The 16,933-nt window shown below is 69.3% G+C and carries 11 protein-coding genes; 5 read left to right on the top strand and 6 right to left on the bottom strand.

All coding sequences use genetic code 11. The features are described from left to right. Positions 1–78 precede the first annotated feature (78 nt). Positions 79–510 (top strand): DUF488 family protein, encoded by a 432-nt coding sequence (locus VFK57_01910; protein ID HET7694436.1) that lies wholly within the window; start codon positions 79–81, stop codon positions 508–510. 155 nt (positions 511–665) lie between these two features. On the opposite strand, the gene VFK57_01905 is transcribed toward VFK57_01910, so the two are convergent. The 3 genes from VFK57_01905 to VFK57_01895 all read right to left on the bottom strand — a co-directional run bounded on the left by VFK57_01905 (position 666) and on the right by VFK57_01895 (position 9,248). Further along, complete coding sequence (locus tag VFK57_01905; GenBank protein ID HET7694435.1) at positions 666–4,409, bottom strand: hypothetical protein; 3,744 nt, start codon at positions 4,407–4,409, stop codon at positions 666–668. After that, positions 4,406–6,334 (bottom strand): carboxypeptidase-like regulatory domain-containing protein, encoded by a 1,929-nt coding sequence (locus VFK57_01900; protein HET7694434.1) that lies wholly within the window; start codon positions 6,332–6,334, stop codon positions 4,406–4,408. Before VFK57_01900 ends, VFK57_01905 begins: the two co-directional genes overlap by 4 nt. A 232-nt stretch (positions 6,335–6,566) precedes the next feature. Further along, positions 6,567–9,248 carry a hypothetical protein gene (locus VFK57_01895; protein ID HET7694433.1) on the bottom strand — a complete coding sequence of 894 codons (2,682 nt, stop codon included), beginning with the start codon at positions 9,246–9,248 and terminating at the stop codon, positions 6,567–6,569. Positions 9,249–9,277: 29 nt separating this feature from the next. Between VFK57_01895 and VFK57_01890 the strand changes: the two genes are divergently transcribed. Beyond that, complete coding sequence (locus VFK57_01890; protein ID HET7694432.1) at positions 9,278–10,366, top strand: aquaporin; 1,089 nt, start codon at positions 9,278–9,280, stop codon at positions 10,364–10,366. A 4-nt stretch (positions 10,367–10,370) separates the two neighbouring features. Beyond that, positions 10,371–11,180: an MBL fold metallo-hydrolase gene (locus tag VFK57_01885; GenBank protein ID HET7694431.1), complete on the top strand. Its 810-nt coding sequence runs from the start codon at positions 10,371–10,373 to the stop codon at positions 11,178–11,180. Between the two features lie 207 nt (positions 11,181–11,387). On the opposite strand, the gene VFK57_01880 is transcribed toward VFK57_01885, so the two are convergent. The 3 genes from VFK57_01880 to VFK57_01870 all read right to left on the bottom strand — a co-directional run bounded on the left by VFK57_01880 (position 11,388) and on the right by VFK57_01870 (position 14,966). Continuing rightward, complete coding sequence (locus VFK57_01880; GenBank protein ID HET7694430.1) at positions 11,388–13,139, bottom strand: heme-binding protein; 1,752 nt, start codon at positions 13,137–13,139, stop codon at positions 11,388–11,390. 56 nt (positions 13,140–13,195) lie between these two features. Continuing rightward, positions 13,196–14,167: a hypothetical protein gene (locus tag VFK57_01875; GenBank protein HET7694429.1), complete on the bottom strand. Its 972-nt coding sequence runs from the start codon at positions 14,165–14,167 to the stop codon at positions 13,196–13,198. Between the two features lie 136 nt (positions 14,168–14,303). Further along, positions 14,304–14,966 (bottom strand): caspase family protein, encoded by a 663-nt coding sequence (locus VFK57_01870; GenBank protein ID HET7694428.1) that lies wholly within the window; start codon positions 14,964–14,966, stop codon positions 14,304–14,306. A gap of 266 nt (positions 14,967–15,232) precedes the next feature. On the opposite strand from VFK57_01870, the gene VFK57_01865 reads away from it, so the two are divergent. Both VFK57_01865 and VFK57_01860 read left to right on the top strand, forming a co-directional pair. Next, on the top strand, positions 15,233–16,261 hold the full coding sequence (locus VFK57_01865) for a hypothetical protein (GenBank protein HET7694427.1): 1,029 nt from the start codon (positions 15,233–15,235) through the stop codon (positions 16,259–16,261). A 39-nt stretch (positions 16,262–16,300) separates the two neighbouring features. Beyond that, on the top strand, positions 16,301–16,933 hold the full coding sequence (locus tag VFK57_01860; protein ID HET7694426.1) for a protein-L-isoaspartate(D-aspartate) O-methyltransferase: 633 nt from the start codon (positions 16,301–16,303) through the stop codon (positions 16,931–16,933).

Genomic DNA, 16,933 nt, shown 5'->3' with positions numbered 1-16,933 from the left:
CAGTCTCATGATTCACCTCACGAGAAGAACGCCGCGCGGCCTTCGGCGTTGCCGTCCCGGCAGGGGTTATTGTGTGCCATGGCAATCCGAGTGGTGCGGCTGGGTTCGCCGCGCCAGGAGGGCGAGGGGATCCGGATCGGCACGGTGCGGCGCCCCCCGCGCGGCGTGCGCAAGGACCGCTACGCCGCCGAGAACTGGTACGACGTCTGGCTGCCGAACCTCGCGCCCAGCGCCGCGCTGGTGACCACCGGACGCGCCGCCGACGACGACCGCGCGTGGAAGGGGTTCGTCCGCGCCTACGAGCGCGAAATGGCGCGCCCCGAGAACGCGCGTGTCCTCGACACCCTCGCGGCGCTCTCCCACCGCACGAATTTCTCCGTCGGCTGTTACTGCGAGAACGAATCGCGCTGCCATCGCAGCGTCCTGCGGCGGCTGCTCGCAATCCACGGCGCCGACCTCGCTCCGCCCGTGTCGCCCGCGGAGGACAAAAGGGGTCAGACCCGGGTCTGACCCCTTTCGGCCTCTCGCGTAGCCCGGGAAGGCTGTAGCCCGGGGAGGACAAAAGGGGTCAGACCCGGGTCTGACCCCTTTCGCCTTCTCGCGTAGCCCGGGAAGGCTGTAGCCCGAGGAGGACAGAAGGGGTCAGACCCGGGTCTGACCCCTTTTTACAGGCCGGCGGAGCGGAGGGCGGCGGTCCACCATCGTCTGAAAGCCGCCAGGACACCTGCATCGGGTGCGGACGGGGGCGCGGACGGCGTGTCGGTGACGGTGTAGACCCGTCCGCCGCGCAGGAACAGCCGCTCCGACTCGGCGCGCGTGAACGGCCGGGCGCCGCGACGGCCGAACACGGCGATCTGATTGCCCGACTCGTCCACCGCGCGGTCCCGATCGATCCCCTCGGAGACCGTCCGCGCATCGTGCATCGGGTACTGCGCGATGCGCACCGGCGTGGGCCTGGGGCTGAACCCCAGGTAGTTCGGGTTGTCCGACGGCGAGAAGAGCTGGACCACCTGCAGCCCGTTGTGCCCGTCGGCGACGTAGGCGAACTGGCTGGCATTGGTCATCCCGACCTTCACGTCGTAGGCGTCGTCGATCCTGCCGCCGTCGGTGAACGTCTGCTCGAGCACCGGCGCTTCCGCCTTTTCGATGTTCACGAACGCCAGGCCGTCCCGCCCCGCCGCGACCAGCGCGTAGGTGCGCGCGAGGTAGAGATTCCGCGCATCCGCGAACGGAACCACCGGCGCCCCCGTCACGATCCGCGGCGCGCCGAGCGCGGTGACGTCGAGCACCTTCAAGCCCTGGCGATCGACCACGAACGCGTAGCGGAACTGGATCTGAATGCCCCGCGGATCGACGATCCCCTCCGTTTCGCCGAGCGTCGCCACGACCGTGGGGCGGGTGGGCGTCTCGAGCGACACCACCGCGAGATGCTTCGGCGTGAGGATGTACGCGTAGGTGCCCGCGATGGTGATGCGCCGCGCTCCGGTGAGGACGCCATCGGGGTTGAACGTCGCGGCGCGCTCCAGGAAGTTGTTCGCCGGATTGCCGTCGAGCAGCGTCGCCGCGCCGATGACGACGAGCCCCTCGTCGCGATCGGCAACATAGAGGTATCCGTACATCGCGTGGATCGGCTGCTCCTCGTTTTCCGGATGCCGCTTGCGCACCGGGTCGACGGCGAGGGTGGACGGGCTCGCGATGGCGGTGGCGAACGACGTCTTCACGTACAGCCTCTGTCCGAGCGGCGAGACCGGCGCCGTGACGATGCGCTCGCTGAAGTCCTTGTTGTCGATGCTGCTGATGTCGTAGGCGCGGAAGCCGCCGGCGCCGAGCGCGGCATACAGATACTCGCCGCGCTGCTGCACGTCGAGCACCTCCTCGCCGCGGCCGGCGGGATGATGGTGCGCGTGCGCGAGCGTCAGGCCGCGCCTGCGGTGCGCCGCGTACTCGTCCGGATAGGCGAGCTTGTGGAGATAGCTGCCGATGATCGCCGGCGGCTCGTCGCGTTCGGCGACCGCGACTCCCTCGAAGCCCCCCTTGCCATCGGCCACCCACACGTTGTGCCCCATGAAGTTCATGAAGTTCGTGCCCTGCAGCAGCACGTTCGCCATCCAGGCGTTGTTCCGCCCGCCGGCGGCGACGTGGCAGTCGGTGCACTGCTTGGTCTCCGTGGCGCGGACCGTGTGCGGCACGAAGGTGCTGAACGCCTGGCCGCTGAAGCCTTCCGCCGAAATCGTCTGCTGCATGTAATAGAGCCACGCGCGCGACTGGCTCTGCGAGCTGACGAGGACGGCACACGCCGATCGCACCGGCGCGACGCGGTTTCCCGTCACCGTTCCGTCACGCCCGAGGAAGAACGCATCGTCGCGGAGCACCTGGAAGTTGTAGCTGGTCCAGTTCCGCGTCGTCAGCCCTTCGTTGTGCAGCATCGGCATCCTGCGGTTGGCCGTCATCGAGAGATGGCAGCCGAAGCAGGTCGGCGCCCACGAGGTGTGGCACGTGTAGCAGGTCATCGCGCTGTTGTCGTGCGCCAGGGACGTTGCCGCGCCGCTGCCCCAGGTGCCGTCCCTGCGGACCGTCTTCGCGTAGCGCGACTGCTCGCTGTAGTGCGGCGCGCCGGGGGTGACCGTATCGACGGTCTGCACCACCTCCCACTTCAGATCCGGATCCATCATCGACCGCTGAAAGAGCCGATCGCCTTCCCAGGCGAACCGGCGTTCGCGCCAGGGGGTGCGCAGCGCGGTCAGCGCGGTGCCGCCGGCCGGCGCCGCGGGGCCGCTGGTCACCAGCGTGGCGCGGCGATCGATCGTGCCGTGGCAGTCGACGCAGTCGATCTCGACCGCGTTGCGCGTCTCGCCATACAGCCGTCCGTTGCCGTGGTTGTCCTGCCCGAAGTGGCAGTCGATGCACTGCATCCCCTTCTCGAGATGGATGTCCTTCAGGTGCACCGCCTTGCCGAACCGCTCCGGATCGTCGTGCGGGACCACGGCGCCGGCGCGATCGAGCAGGTTGCCGCTGCGATCGCGCTTGTAGACGGCGCGATACACCCAGCCGTGGCCGTGAAAGTCCGCGAAGCGCGTGTGTTTCAGGTTGCGGTTGAACTCCGGCGTGCCGATCTCGCCGAGGAACTTCCGATCCCCCCAGTTGCCCTTGAGCGCCGATTGTTCCGGGTTGCGCTGCCGGATCTCCTGCTTCTCGCCGTCGGACCGGTTCAGCGGCCCGGCCGGATACATGACGTCGCCGTCGGTCTCGTTGTCCCACCAGGTGTAGCCGTAGTAGGTCGTCACCATGTTGGTGCCGGGGTGCATGTGGCAGGTCATGCACTGGCTCGACGGAATCGATCGCGTGAAGGTGTGCTTGATCGGATGCCCGGGTTCGACGCGCGCCGGATCGATCGCCGGATCGGCGGTCGCGGTGCGGCCGTCGTTGCCGAACGCCGCGTAGGCGCCGGCGTGCGCCGGATCGCGATCGTTGGCATAGATCACGTGGCAGCCGGTGCAGCCGCTGCCGCGATAATCGCCCGGTTGATCGTTGGTGCCGGGGAACGACAACAGCGGGTCGAGCAGCCGCGTCTTCTGCAGGCCGAGGAATACCGGGTCGGTGCGGAGCCCGGTACCGAAGCCGCGGTCGCTCAGCTTCGCATCCGGCCGGCCGGGCTCCTCGGAGCGCGTCGGATTGCCGATCTCGGCCCTCTTCGCGCCGCCGCGCTCGAACACGCGCAGGACGTTGCCCGGCTGCGAGAGCTCCCATCGCGGCAGCGGTTCCAGGAAGGGGAGCCATCCCCTGGTCCGCGTCTCCTCCGCTGTCGGCGCCGGGAACGCCTGCAGCCGCTGCGGCTGGCCGTCCACGCCGTAGCTCTCGCCGTAGCGCGCGTTCTTGTACGGCGCGGCGCCGTTGTTGTAGAGCGCGGCCTGCCACAGCATCGCGCCGGTCGTCATCATGCTGGTGCGCACGTTGCGCACTTCGGCGGCGTGGCACGGGCCGCAGGTCTTGTCGGCGACGCGCAGATCGCCGGGGTTGACGAACTGGATGTACTCGGGGGACTCCTGCAGCCACGCGGTGTAGGCGCGCTCGGGGTTGGCGGCGCTCTTCCAGAGATCGGACACGCGCGGCTGCGGGTGGGCCTTGCGCTTGGCGTCGCGGTACGCCTTCGACTGCGCGTCCAGCGATGCCGCGACCTTCACCGCCGGGTCGCCTCCATGACACGTCGCGCAGCCCAGCGTCACCGTCCCCGACGGGTGCATCGTCGCTTCGTCCGTCCTGGTGTGGCAGGTGATGCAGCCGGCGCTGGCGGCGTCCGCGTCGGATGCGGTCGCCTGGGGCGCGCCGGCCGTGGAGGCCGGGCTCACTGGCGTGTTCGAGAGCGCAACGGCAGTGATCCAGGCGACCAGCGCGAGTACGATCGCTCTCAAAACTGCAGCCTCGCGTTGACGAAGATCGAGAAGAGATAGCGGCGCTCGTAGATGTCCCGCAGCCCCTGGCCCGTCTTCATCGCCTGCACGCCGCCGACGAGCACGACGTTGTCGCTGAGCGGCGGACGATAGGTCGCGCCGCCGCCCACCTCGATGCCGATCGCCGGCCGTACCTTTTCCTGGAACAACAGCGCCTCCAGCGCAGCGGTCTGCATGAAACGAAGATAGCTGGTCGTGACGAACCCGCGGAGCTTTGGCGTGAGCTCGACGTCCACCGCCCCGTTCACGAGGAAGATGCCGGGATTGACGAAGTTCGGCAGGCCTTCGTCCTTGTTCGTCCGCAGCGTCGGCAGCAGGCTGACCGGCGACTTCAGTCCGGTGCCGGTCTGCGCCAGCCGCAGCCCCTGCCGGTTCCACAGGCTGAAGGGCCCGCCGGCAAAGCTCGGGATGTCGACGATCGCATCGAAGCCGCGGGCGCGATCGTCGAACGGATCGCCGTCGCCCGAGGCGACGAACGCCGCGCCGCGGATCCGCATCCAGTCCTTGTCGACCGACAGCTCCAGCGCGCCCATCTGCGCGTTGACGCCGACGCGCTGCGCCGCGATCGGGTTGGCGGTTTCGTGGCCGAGCGCCTGGTAGAAGGCATGGCTGATGTTGAGCCGCCCGACGTGGCCGTTGCCCGCCATCCCGAGATAGTACGAGCGGACGCGGTTGCGCCCGATCAACCCGATCGGCGAGGGGCGGACGAGAAAGCCGTTGGTGTCGTAGTGCAGCTCGCCGGCGTCCCGGTTCACGTGCACGCTGAATGCCTGCGTGTAGCCGGGATGCACGAAGTCCTGGATGTAGACGTTGCCGACGTACACCTGCGCCCGGCGCCGGTGCAGCTCGTTGAGGCCGCTGTTGGTGTCCTTCTCGAGCAGGTCGAAGGCCGCGGCGTTGAATTCGATCCGGCTGGACTTCAGCGTGCCGAACACGCGCACGCCCGGCGCTTCGAGCACCGACAGGAAGCCGCGGAAGTCGGACGTGAACTCCTGGATGCCGGCGCGCACCGACACGAAGTCGTAGTGCGTGCTGGTGTCGAACAGCTTCTTCTCGGCGAACGCCTCCTGGATGCCGAGGTGCTCGTTCAGCCGCGTGTCCCTGCGGCGCACGTCCGCGTTGACGCCGCCGAATTCGGAGAGATTGACGAAGTTGACCGAGAAGGCCGGCGCGACGCGCACCCGCCAGTCGATCGGGCGGAAGGCGGTGTCGCCGTGGAACAGATCGAACGACGTGCGGATGGACGTCAGCGGGACGTAGATCCCGCCACGCCCGAAGAAGCGTTCGCTGCCGGGGCGGGCGGTGCTGACGCCGCTCGGCACCGGAAGGTTGCGCCCTTCGAGCAGCGACTCGCTGATCCCGGTGAAGGTGAAGAACGTCCGCTCGCCGAGAACGGGGAAGTCACCCTTCAGGCGGTTCTGGTTGTAGGGATCCCACCAGTGTCCGCTGACGTACGGGTAATCGCCTCGCGCGCCATAGCGCTCCCACTCCGGCAGGTTCAGGTTCCAGCGATCGGGCACCGGCACGAACACCTTGTCCCCCGGCGGCAGCGGGAGCGACGCCGCCTCCGGATCGGGCCCGGGCCGCACCACCGTCCCGTACGGCGTTGGCGGTCCCGGATCGATCGGCCTGGCTGCGGGCTGCGCGGCGGTCGCCGTCAGCGTGAGGTCGGCGCTGACGAGCTCCGAGGCAGACACGCGCAGTCCCCCGCGCGTCACCGGCGCATACCCCTCGCGGGTGAGCGCGATGGCGTACTCGCCGGGGCTGACGTCCAGGAACCGGAACACACCGTCGCCGCTGGTCACCGTCCGCGCAACCTCGCGGGTGCCCTGCCGCAGAACGACGTCGACCGCGGGAACGGGACGGCCGCTCTGGTCCGTGACCATCCCCTGGATCGACGCGCGGCCCGCCTGCCGCTGTGGAGGCTGGTTCGACCCGGCGGGGCCGCCAGCGGCGGCGTCGCCCGTTGCGGCGGGATGGTTGACCGCGCCGTGTGCGAGAACCGGCGCTTCAACGCCCCGGCTCTCTCTGTGCGTCTCTGTGAACTCTGTGCCTCTATGGTGAAGCAGACCTGGCGATAACCCGAGGGCAACTGAAAGCAGCAGGCCGGTCACGCGCTCAGCGTCTCCACTCGTCGATCAGGTTGGCGACGAGGCCCGTCCATCCGGTCTGGTGGTTGGCGCCGAGGCCGGCGCCGTTGTCGCCGTGGAAGTACTCGTTGAACAGCAGCAGGTCGCGCCAGTGCGGGTCCTGCTGGAACTTCGCGGTGCCGCCGTAGATCGGACGCCGCCCGTCGGCGTTTCGCGTGAAGATGCCGATCATCCGGTTCGCCACCTCGCGCGCCATCGCGTCGGGGGTGATCGCGGCGCCGCCGGTCGCCGGCGTGCGGACCTTGAACTCGGGTCCGAATGCGTGCGTGAACTTGGTGAAGGCTTCGATCAGCAGGTACGAGGTCGGAAACCAGACCGGGCCGCGCCAGTTCGAGTTGCCTCCCTTGATCTTCACGTCCGCCTCCGCGGGCTCGTAGCGGACGGTGCCGCTGCCGAAGCTGAAGGGATGCGCCTCGTGGTACTTCGACAAGCTGCGCAGCCCCGCGGGCGAGAGGAACTCGCTCTCGTCCCACACCCGCTGCAGCAGGCGCTCGAGCTGGTGGCGATCGACGATCGACAGCACGTCGCGCCGCCGCCCGTCGCGCGCCTCACCGTAGCACGCCTGCCCGACGAGATCCGGGCGATTGCGGATGAACCAGTGCACGTCCCTGATGAACATCGGCATGTCGCCCAGTTCCGACTCGTCGAGGACGTCGACCGCATACAACGGGATGAGCCCGACGAGCGATCGCACGCGGAACTTGTGGAACTCGCCGTCGGGATAGCGCAGCACGTCGTAGAAGAACCCGTCCACCTCGTCCCACAGCTGATAGCCGCGGCCGCCCATCCGCTTCATCGCGCCGCCGATGTAGATGAAATGCTCGAAGAACTTCGTCGCCATCGCCTCGTAGACCGGGTTGGTCCTGGCGAGCTCGATCGCGATCCGCATCATGTGCAGGCAGAAGAACCCCATCCACCCGGTCGCGTCCGACTGCTCGAGGATGGCGCCGTTCGGCAGCTTCTCGCTGCGATCGACGACCGTGATGTTGTCGAGGCCGAGGAACCCTCCCTCGAACACGTTCATGCCCTGGCTGTCGACCTTGTTGACCCACCAGGCGAAGTTGATCAGCAGCTTCTGGAAGCACTTCTCGAGGAACGGCGTGTCACCGGCGCCGGTGCGGGTCTTCTCCAGGTTGTAGACCCGCCAGCACGCCCACGCGTGCACCGGCGGATTGAGGTCCGAGAACTCCCACTCGTAGGCCGGGATCTGCCCGTTGGGGTGCTGGAACTGCTCGAACAGGAGCAGCCACAGGTTTTCCTTGGCGAACGCGGCGTCGACCAGCGTGATCGCCACGCAGTGAAAGGCGAGGTCCCACGCCGCGAACCACGGGTACTCCCACTTGTCCGGCATCGACAGGATCCGCATCGAGTTCAGATGCTTCCAGTGATGGTTCCGGATGCGGAGGCGCGAGGCCGGCGGCGGCGCCTCGGGATTGTCCCCCTGCAGCCACTGATGGACGTCGAACAGATAGATCTGCTTCGTCCACAGCATCCCGGCGAGCGCCTGCCGCTGGACGAGCTTCTCGTCGGCCGTCGCCTTCGGCGGGTGAACCGCCTCGTAGAACTCGTCCGCCTCCTGACGACGCTGGCGGACGATCGCGTCGACGCCGCCGAGCGGATCGCGGAGCACCGCGGGCGTCAGCCGCAGATGCCAGACCTGCGATCCGCCGGCGGGAACGTCCGCGGTCAGGTGAAACGCCGCCTTGGTCCCGCGCCCCTCCGGGTTGACGCACTCCTCCCCCTGGACGACGTGCCGGTGGAAGGCGTCCTTGACGAAGCGGCTCGCGCTGCGGGATCCGTAGAGCCGCTCCGCGTTCGTCTCGTTGTCGGTGAACAGCGCGCGCGCGCCGGCCGGCGCGTAGAGATGCCGCGGGCCGAGCCGGTACTCGAACATCAGGTTCGGCAGCGGATCGGCCGCGGAGTCGTCCGCCGTCAGCGACGCGAAGCCGTCCCCCGACGGCCCGCCGGTGATTGCCGGCTCCTGCCGCCGCTCCGATCCCCACCCCCACGTGTTCCTGAACCACAGATGCGGCAGCAGGTGCAGCGCATGCCGCTCGGGACCGCGGTTGAACGCTTCCACGCGAATGCAGATGTCGTCGGGATCCGCCTTCGCGTACTCGATGACGACGTCGAAATAGCGATCGGCATCGAAGATGCCGGTGTCGAGCAGCTCGAACTCCAGCCCGCCGCCGCCGCGGCGGCGGTTCTCGTCGAGCAGCCGCGCGTAGGGGTACGCGGCCTGCGGGTACTTGTAGAGCATCTTCATGTACGCGCCGGAGGGGAGCGCGTCGAGGTAGAAGTAGTACTCCTTGACGTCTTCGCCGCGGTTGCCTTCGCTCGACGTCAGCCCGAAGAACCGCTCCTTCAGGATCGGATCGTGGCCGTTCCACAGCGCGATCGCGAACGTGAGCAGCTGGTAGCGATCGCACAGGCCGGCGATGCCGTCCTCACCCCAGCGGTAGGCCTTGCTGCGCGCCTGATCGTGCGGCAGGAAGCTCCACGCATCGCCGCTGGCGCTGTAGTCCTCCCGCACCGTGCCCCAGGCCCGGTCGCTGACGTAGCAGCCCCAGCGCCGCCACGGCGGCACGATCGCGGTGGCCGGCTGGGCGAGACGATCGTGCTCCGCGGTCGGGCGTGTGTGGCTGGGCATGTGCGTGCGGTATTATCCGCAGGCCGCTGATGCGCCGCAATCTTCCGGCTTATGCCTGCGAATTCGCGGGCACCGCGCTCATGCTGTTCATCGGCATCAGCGCCGTCGCGTTCATGTGGGGCCCGGGCTCGCCGGTGCCGGCCGTGGACAACCCCATGCTGCGCCGGCTGCTGACCGGAATCATGTTCGCCGGCGGCGCCACGGCCGTCGTCTACTCGCCGCTCGGCCAGGTGAGCGGCGGCCACATCAACCCGGCGATGACGCTCGCGTTCTGGTGGCTCGGCAAGGTGCCGGCGCGCGACGCGCTCGCCTACGCCGCCGCCCAGTTTGCCGGCGCGTTCGCCGGCGCGTACGCGGCAGGGCTCGCGTGGGGCCGGCTGACCAGCGGCATTCAATATGCCGCGACCGTCCCCGGCGCCGGCTACACGCAGGCGGGCGCCTTCGCGGCGGAGACGTTCATCACCTTCCTCCTGGTGTTCACCATCTTCGTCTGCGTCAACAAGCCGCGCCTGGCGGCCCGGACCGGACTGATCGCGGGTGCGCTCGTCGCGGTGCTGGTCATGATCGAAGGCCCGGTGACCGGCACGAGCCTGAACCCGGCGCGCTCGCTCGCCCCCGCGGTGTTGTCGTCCACCTACGACGGTCTATGGGTGTATTTCGCCGGGCCGATCGCGGGGGGGCTGCTCGCGGCGGCCGCGTATCGCGGCCAGTGGGGGCAGCAGACGGTCTGCGCCAAGCTCTATCACACCGAGAAGTACCCCTGTCCGTTCGAGACCTGCAGCTATCGCCTGGTCTCGCGGGGCGAGACGGTGATGACGCAGGGAGACCCCGGCAGCGAAGCGTACGTCGTCGAGCGCGGCGCCCTCGACGTGCGGCGCGACGCCGGTGTGGCGCTCGCCCGCCTCGGTCCGGGCGACTGGGTCGGCGAGATGAGCCTGCTGCTCGACGAGCCGCGGTCGGCGACGGTCGTGGCCGCCACCGATGCGCAGTTGCGGCGGGTCACGAAGCACGACATGGCGCACGTGCTGGCGGAGGATCCACGGCGGACGGAGGAGCTGCTGCGGCAGCTCGCGCGGCGGGTGAAAGCGGTCAGCGAGCGGCTGGCGGGAAGGGTGTGAGCGGATGCGCGTGACCTTCCGCGGCGTCCGCGGATCCGTGCCGTGGGCGGTGCCGGACGGCATCGTGCACGGCTGCAACACGCCGTGTCTCGAGCTGTACGACGCCGCCAGCGGCGCGATTCTGATCCTCGACGCCGGATCGGGGATCGCCGGCGTGCAGCCCTCGCAGCTCGCCGGCGAGGGCGCGCGGGTGTCGCTGCTGCTCACGCATTACCACTGGGATCACCTGCTCGGCCTGCCGTTCTTCGCGACGCTCTACGATCCGCGGCAGAGTCTGACGATCCACACGCCGACGCTCGAGTCGCACGATCCGTCGTGGCTGGATACGATCTTTCGATCGCCGTTCTTCCCCGTGCCGTACCACGGGCTGCCCAACAAGCCGCAGGTCGAAATGGTGAGCACCGGCGCCGTCTCCCTGCCGGGGTTCGCGATCAGCGCGATCGGCCTCAATCATCCCGACGGCTGCCTCGCGTATCGCATCAAAGGGGCGTCAGGCGATCTGGTGTACGCGACCGACCACGAGTTCGGCGACCCTGCGTTCGACGAGCCGCTGGCCGCCTTCGCCAAAGGCGCCTCCGCCATCGTCCTCGACGCCCACTTCACACCCGAGGAGCGCCCGCATCACCAAGGCTGGGGGCACAGCGACTGGCGCCAGTGCGCCGAGTTTGCGGCGGCGAACGGCATCGCACGCCTCTGGCTCTTCCACCACAAGCCCGGACGCCCCGATCGCGCGCTGGAAGAGATTCGCGACCACGCGCGGAAGATCTTCGCGGCAACCGAGACGGCGAGCGAAGAGACGTCGTTCGAAGTCTGAGGTCAGTAACCGGTAACCGGTAACCGGTAACCGGTCACCGGTCACCGGTAACCGGTCACCGGCAACCGGCAACTGGTAACCGGCAACTGGTAACCGGCAACCGGCAACCGGCAACTGGCAACCGGCAACTGGCAACTGGCAACTGGCAACTGGCAACTGGCAACTGGCAACCGGCAACCGGCAACTGGCAACGGTCACGGCCACCGCCTACTTCTGAATCTCGGGGTTTCTCGGCAGCTTCAGATATGGGAGCCGGACCGCGCGTCCCTTGGCGTCCGTCATGACGCTGTTGTCCACGCGCAGCGCATCCGGCGGGTGGAAGCCTTCGCTGCCGAGGAGCGCGACGTAATCGTCCTGCTCGACGCCGTCGCCGCTGATGCCGAGGCCGCCGATCGGGCGGTCGCCGCGATAGAGCGGAGCGCTGCCGGGGAACCAGACGATGCCGCTCTGATTGAGGTAGCGGCGATTGCCGCCGCGCGACGCGCCGGGTCCTTCCGTGCACGGATTCTTCGAGTCGTAGACGAACAGGTCGAACCACGGGCCGTGCTGCGGTTCGCTGTCCTGCTTCTCGAGCTGTTCCTCGAGGTCGATGCCCGGCGGGAAGAGCGGCTGGCCGGCGAAGCTGAGGGTTCGCGCGGTGATCGCCCAGCCGCGGCCTGCCGGAGGTTCCGGCGTCCACGTGTAGCGATCACGGCCGGCGTTCGCCGCGATGTCCCTGAGCACCTCGTAGCCCTCGCGCGTGCTGAAGTAGTAGGCGTTGCGCGCCTTGGTCATCGCGACGTCGGACGAGAACACGGTGCCGTCGGGCATGCGGAACAGCGCGAGGATGGCGCCGGTCTCGTCCGAGACGCCGATCGTCATTCTCGACGGCTGATTGATCGGCAGCCGGATCATCGCCCGCGTGCGCAGGGCGACGGCGGCCGATTGATCGACGAGACGGCGCACCTCGTCGATCGAGAGCCCGCCCGGCACGCTGCTGGCGCGCGGGCCGAGGACGTAGTTCTCGGGCGCCTGCAGGCCGTCGCGCGGCTGGATCTGGAAGGTGCCGCTCGCCAGCGAACCGGGAGCCGACCCCGCCGGACGCGTGCGCAGCGTGCGGCGGATGCACGCGATGCTGGTGCAGCCGCCGAAGAACGGCAGACGCACGCCGTCGATGAAGACCGCCCCCGGCGTTCCGAGCGGTTCGGAGAAGTCGAGGCCGCGGCCGCTGCCCGCCGCGGCAAGCGTCGCGGCGAACTCCGCGAAGTCGGGCCGCACGCCGGCGACGCCGATGCCGCCGACCACTTTGCCGCCGCGATAGATCGGGATGCCGCCCGGATCGACCGGCACGTCGTTCAGGCGGTCCTGTCCGGTGTCGAACACGTCGGTCTTGCCGGTGGTGATGCCGACGGACGAAAGCGGCTGGCCGTTGTCGTCGAGCATCGGGCCGCCGCGCGCGCAGCCGCGCGTGTCCGAGGGATCGCAGGGCAGCGGCGTGCCGCCGGCGCCGGCGCCGAACACGCCGGCGATCGACTTCGGCCGCGGGAACGGCGCGTTGAACACCGCGTCCCCCTGCGCATCGACGGCGCAGCCGCGATTGATGTTCTCGACGCCGTAGAGCGCGGCGCTCGGCGTGTTCTTCACGCCGGCAGGGAAGTGGATGCCGCTGATGTAGCGAACCGTGCGGGAGGACAGCGGCGCCTGATCGTGCGAGAACATCGCCGCCGTCCGCGCCAGCGAGACCGCCGCGTCCGGCGTCCCCGCATCCGCGCCGGTCCGGGTGTAGACGCCGAGAATGCTCCCCGTTCGATCGACGACCGCCGCCGCGAGCGTGTCGTCCGCAAGGGCCGTCGCCGCCGTGCTCAGCACCGCGCGGACGTCGTCTGCGGTGAGCACCTGCGCCGGGCCGCCGGCGCGATCGGCCGGCGTGTTCTGAACGAGGAGCAGCAGCGGCGCCAGGAGAATCGGACCGAAACGCACGCGCCGATTCTACCTGCACCGCTGGCTGCTGAAGCTGTCAGCTTCCAGCTTCGGGATCAGGATCCAAATCCTTCGCGATAGCCTCGGCGGAATCCGGCGCGGTAGCCGGCCTGGTAGTCGGCCCGGTTGCCCATGCTGCCCTGGTAGCCGGCGTCGGCCTGTTCGAGCTCGCGCTGGCCCTCGAGGTCCCAGCCGCGCGGCTTGTCTTCGCGGCCGGCCTGGATGCCGTCCTGACGTCCGCGCTCGTAGCCGGCGCGGAACGCCGGCGTCTGCTGCGGCAGCACCGTTGCCGGCGAGTTGTCCCACTCCTGGCGCGACAGGCGGCCGTCGCGGTTGGCGTCGAGGCGATCGAACGCCGCCGCGTTCCAGTGCCACTCGTTGCGGGTGATGGCGCCGTCGCCGTTCACGTCGACGCTGCGGAACTCGTCGCGGGCGTCGCCGCCGGTGCCGATCGCTTCGGCGCGCGTCAGCACGCCGTCGCGGTTGGCGTCGAGCGCGTCGAACACGGCGACGCTGCCGTGCCACTCGTTGCGCGACAGGCGGCCGTCGCGGTTGTCGTCGAGATCGGCGAAGCGATCCTCGCGGTCGTCGTCTTCCCCGCCCTTGAATTCGGCGGCGCTGATGACGTTGTCCCGATTGCGATCGATGCGCGAGAACAGCTCGGCGGCGGCGTGCCACTCGTTGCGCGAGAGCCGGCCGTCGCCGTTGTGATCGAGCGCGCGGAAGCGCTCGTCCGTCCAGTCGTCTTCGCGATCGATGGCGCCTTCGACGTCGCGATCGTCCCACGGCCGCCGGCGCTGCGCGCCGGGCCGGATCTCGTCGCCGGAGAGTATGCCGTCGCCGTTCCAGTCGTGGTTGCGGAACGATCGATCGTTGCCGCGCCACTCCTGCCGGGTGATCACGCCGTCATGGTTGACGTCCATCGCCTGGAACCGGATGGCGACATCTCTGCGGGCCTGCGCCTGCCCCTGCGCGTGCGCGCTGGACGCCGCCGCCAGACAGAGCGCCAGGAGAATAGATGACTTCATGCGTCCTCCTCTACAGGAGGAACAGCAAGGCCCGTACCTCACCCGACCCAACCGCAGGGGCTGTGAGCCGTGAGCCGTGAGCCGTGAGCTGAGAGCTGAAAGCTGAAAGCTGAGAGCTGTGAGCTGAGAGCTGACTCTACTGCGGCTCCAACGGCAGCGCCGTCTGCGCCAGGATCGGCAAGCGCAGCCGTCCGGCGCCATTCGCCGAGAACAGCGGCTCGCGTCCGGTCCGCCGCACCGCGTCGTCAGCGGCGCGATTGAACGCGTCGAGGAGATCGAGCGTCTTGACGCCGGGGCGGCGCGGCCGGCGAAGCTGGCGCAGCAGCGCGCCGGTGAAGAAGCCGTTGATGCTGTTCTCGCGCGACCGCGTGTCGGGGGCGCACGAGGCGAGGACGACGGGACGGCGATCGTCGGGCACGCCCTCGAGCGCCGCCTCGATGCGGTGGAGCCGATCGTCGGCGTGGCAGGTGTCGACGATCAGCACGCGCAGCCGGGCGTCAGCCACGGCGGAGAGCGTTCCGACGACGTCCACGTCGTGGAACAGATGGCCGCTCCAGAAGATCATCACGAGATCGAGATCGGAGAGGGCGGCGCACGACGAGAGGTGCGCGTCGATCGCCTGCGGCGTCGACTGCGCGCCGGTGAGGCAGCGGTTGCGCTCCGCGCGCCAGTATCCGAGCTGCGCGAACGTCCAGGAGACGCCGAACGCATCGCGCTCTGCCGCGCGCACGGAGGCGCCGTTGGCTTCGCGGTTCACGCCGATCGAGAGCAGGTGATAGCGAAAGTCCCGGCTGTGCATCGTGCGCGCGCCGTGTATCTGGTGAGGACGGCGGCGTCCTACGTTTCGGCCGATGCCCGGCTGAGCTTTACGCTACCGCTTCAGCGCCGCGTCGCTGAGCCCCGGCCGTCGATCGTCGCGATCGCTCGCGGCTGTCATGCGCCGCATGATACGCCGGGGGCAATCACAGGTTCGTATGCCGGCTGTTCCTTATGCGCACGCGCGGCCGCCCGCGCCCCGTGTTTGCCGGGACTTACAGGCGGCACGGAAGGTGAACCCCACCGGACGTGACTTTCCGCAGCGGACTGGTCGCGGCGGCGCTGCTCACGGCGGCGACCGTGCTGGTGTCGGCGGCAGTGCCCCCGGCGCTGCTCGGCTCGCTCGACGGCCGGCAGGTGTTTCCGGCGTCGAACTGGTGGAACCTCGACGTCAGCCGCGCGCCGGTGGATCCCTCGTCGGCCGCCTACGTCAATTTCATCAGCGGCCGCGTCGGGTCGAACACGACGGCGACGCGGCGCGTGCATCCCGATTTCGGACCGCCCCCGTACGGAATTCCTTATGTCGTCGTCTCCGGCGATCAGCCGCTCGTCCGTCCGGTGTGGACCGCGTACGGCGACGAGAGCGACGACGGCGCGGCGGGACGGCCGGCGGGCTATCCGATTCCGGTCGAAGCGCAGACGCAGCCGAACTACATCGAAGGAGCCGTGCCCGGCGGCGGCACCGACGGCGATCGGCATCTGCTGATCGTCGATCGCGACAACTGGCTGTTGTACGAGACGGCGGCGACCCGCTGGAACGCGGCGCTGAGCCGCTGGGAGGCGGACTGCGGCGCCATCTTCAGCCTGGCGCGCAGCGATCGGCGGCCGGAGACGTGGACGTCCGCCGACGCCGCAGGCCTCGCCATCTTTCCGGGGCTCGTGCGCTACGACGAGGCGTACGGCACCGCCGAGATCGCGCACGCGTTCCGCGTGACGGTGCGCGCGACCAACGGCTACGTCTGGCCGGCGTCGCATCGCGCCGGCTCCACCGCCGGAGCGCTGCCGATGGGCGCGCGCCTGCGCCTCAAGGCGTCGAAGGATCTCTCCGGCTATCCCGCGCCGGTCCAGCGGATCTTCCGCGCGATGCAGCGCTACGGCCTGATCGTCGCCGACAACGGTTCGGACATGTACGTGTCGGGGACCATGGACGCGCGGTGGAACAATGCCGTGTTGAACCCTGCATTCCACGGTTTGACCGCGGACGACTTCGACGTGCTGCAGCTGGGCTGGCGCGGCAACCTCCCCTCCGCCCCGCTGAACCTGCGCGTGATCCGCTAGCTAAACTCGGCCGCGGGTGATCGCGGTAGCATCCGGCACATGGATCCGCGCAGCCGCATGGTCGCCGAGCAGATCAGGGCCCGCGGCGTCCGCGACGAGCGGGTGCTCGATGCGATGATGCGCGTGCCGCGCGAGCAGTTCGTCCCCCCCGCGCTTCAACCGGCGGCGTACGAGGATCATCCGCTCGAGATCGGCCACGGCCAGACCATCTCCCAGCCGTACATCGTCGCGTACATGACGGAAGCGCTGCGGCTCGAGCCGTCGCATCGCGTGCTGGAGATCGGGGCGGGGTGCGGCTATCAGACCGCGGTGCTGGCGGAACTGGTGCGCGAGGTCTTCTCGGTCGAACTGCTGCCCGATCTCGCCGACCGCGCGCGGTCGACGCTCGCGGCCCTCGGCTACACGAACGTGCAGCTCCGCACCGGCGACGGGTACGAAGGCTGGCCCGAGCACGCGCCGTACGACCGGATCCTCGCCGCCGCCGCTCCCGTGTCCGTGCCGCCGGCGCTGCTCGAGCAGCTGGTCGACGGCGGCATCATCGCCCTGCCGATCGGCACCGCGTACCAGGAACTGCGGGTGCTGCAGACGCGCGGCGCCTCGCTCGAGACGCTGGCGACATTGCCGGTCCGCTTCGTGCCGATGATCAAGGGCGGGAACACCGTGACGCCGTGA

It is taken from the genome of Vicinamibacterales bacterium (genome assembly GCA_035699745.1).
In the GTDB taxonomy this organism is placed as follows: Bacteria; Acidobacteriota; Vicinamibacteria; order Vicinamibacterales; family 2-12-FULL-66-21; genus JAICSD01.
The sequence above is the reverse complement of the archived record's forward strand: the minus strand, read 5'-3'. Positions and strand labels throughout refer to the sequence as shown.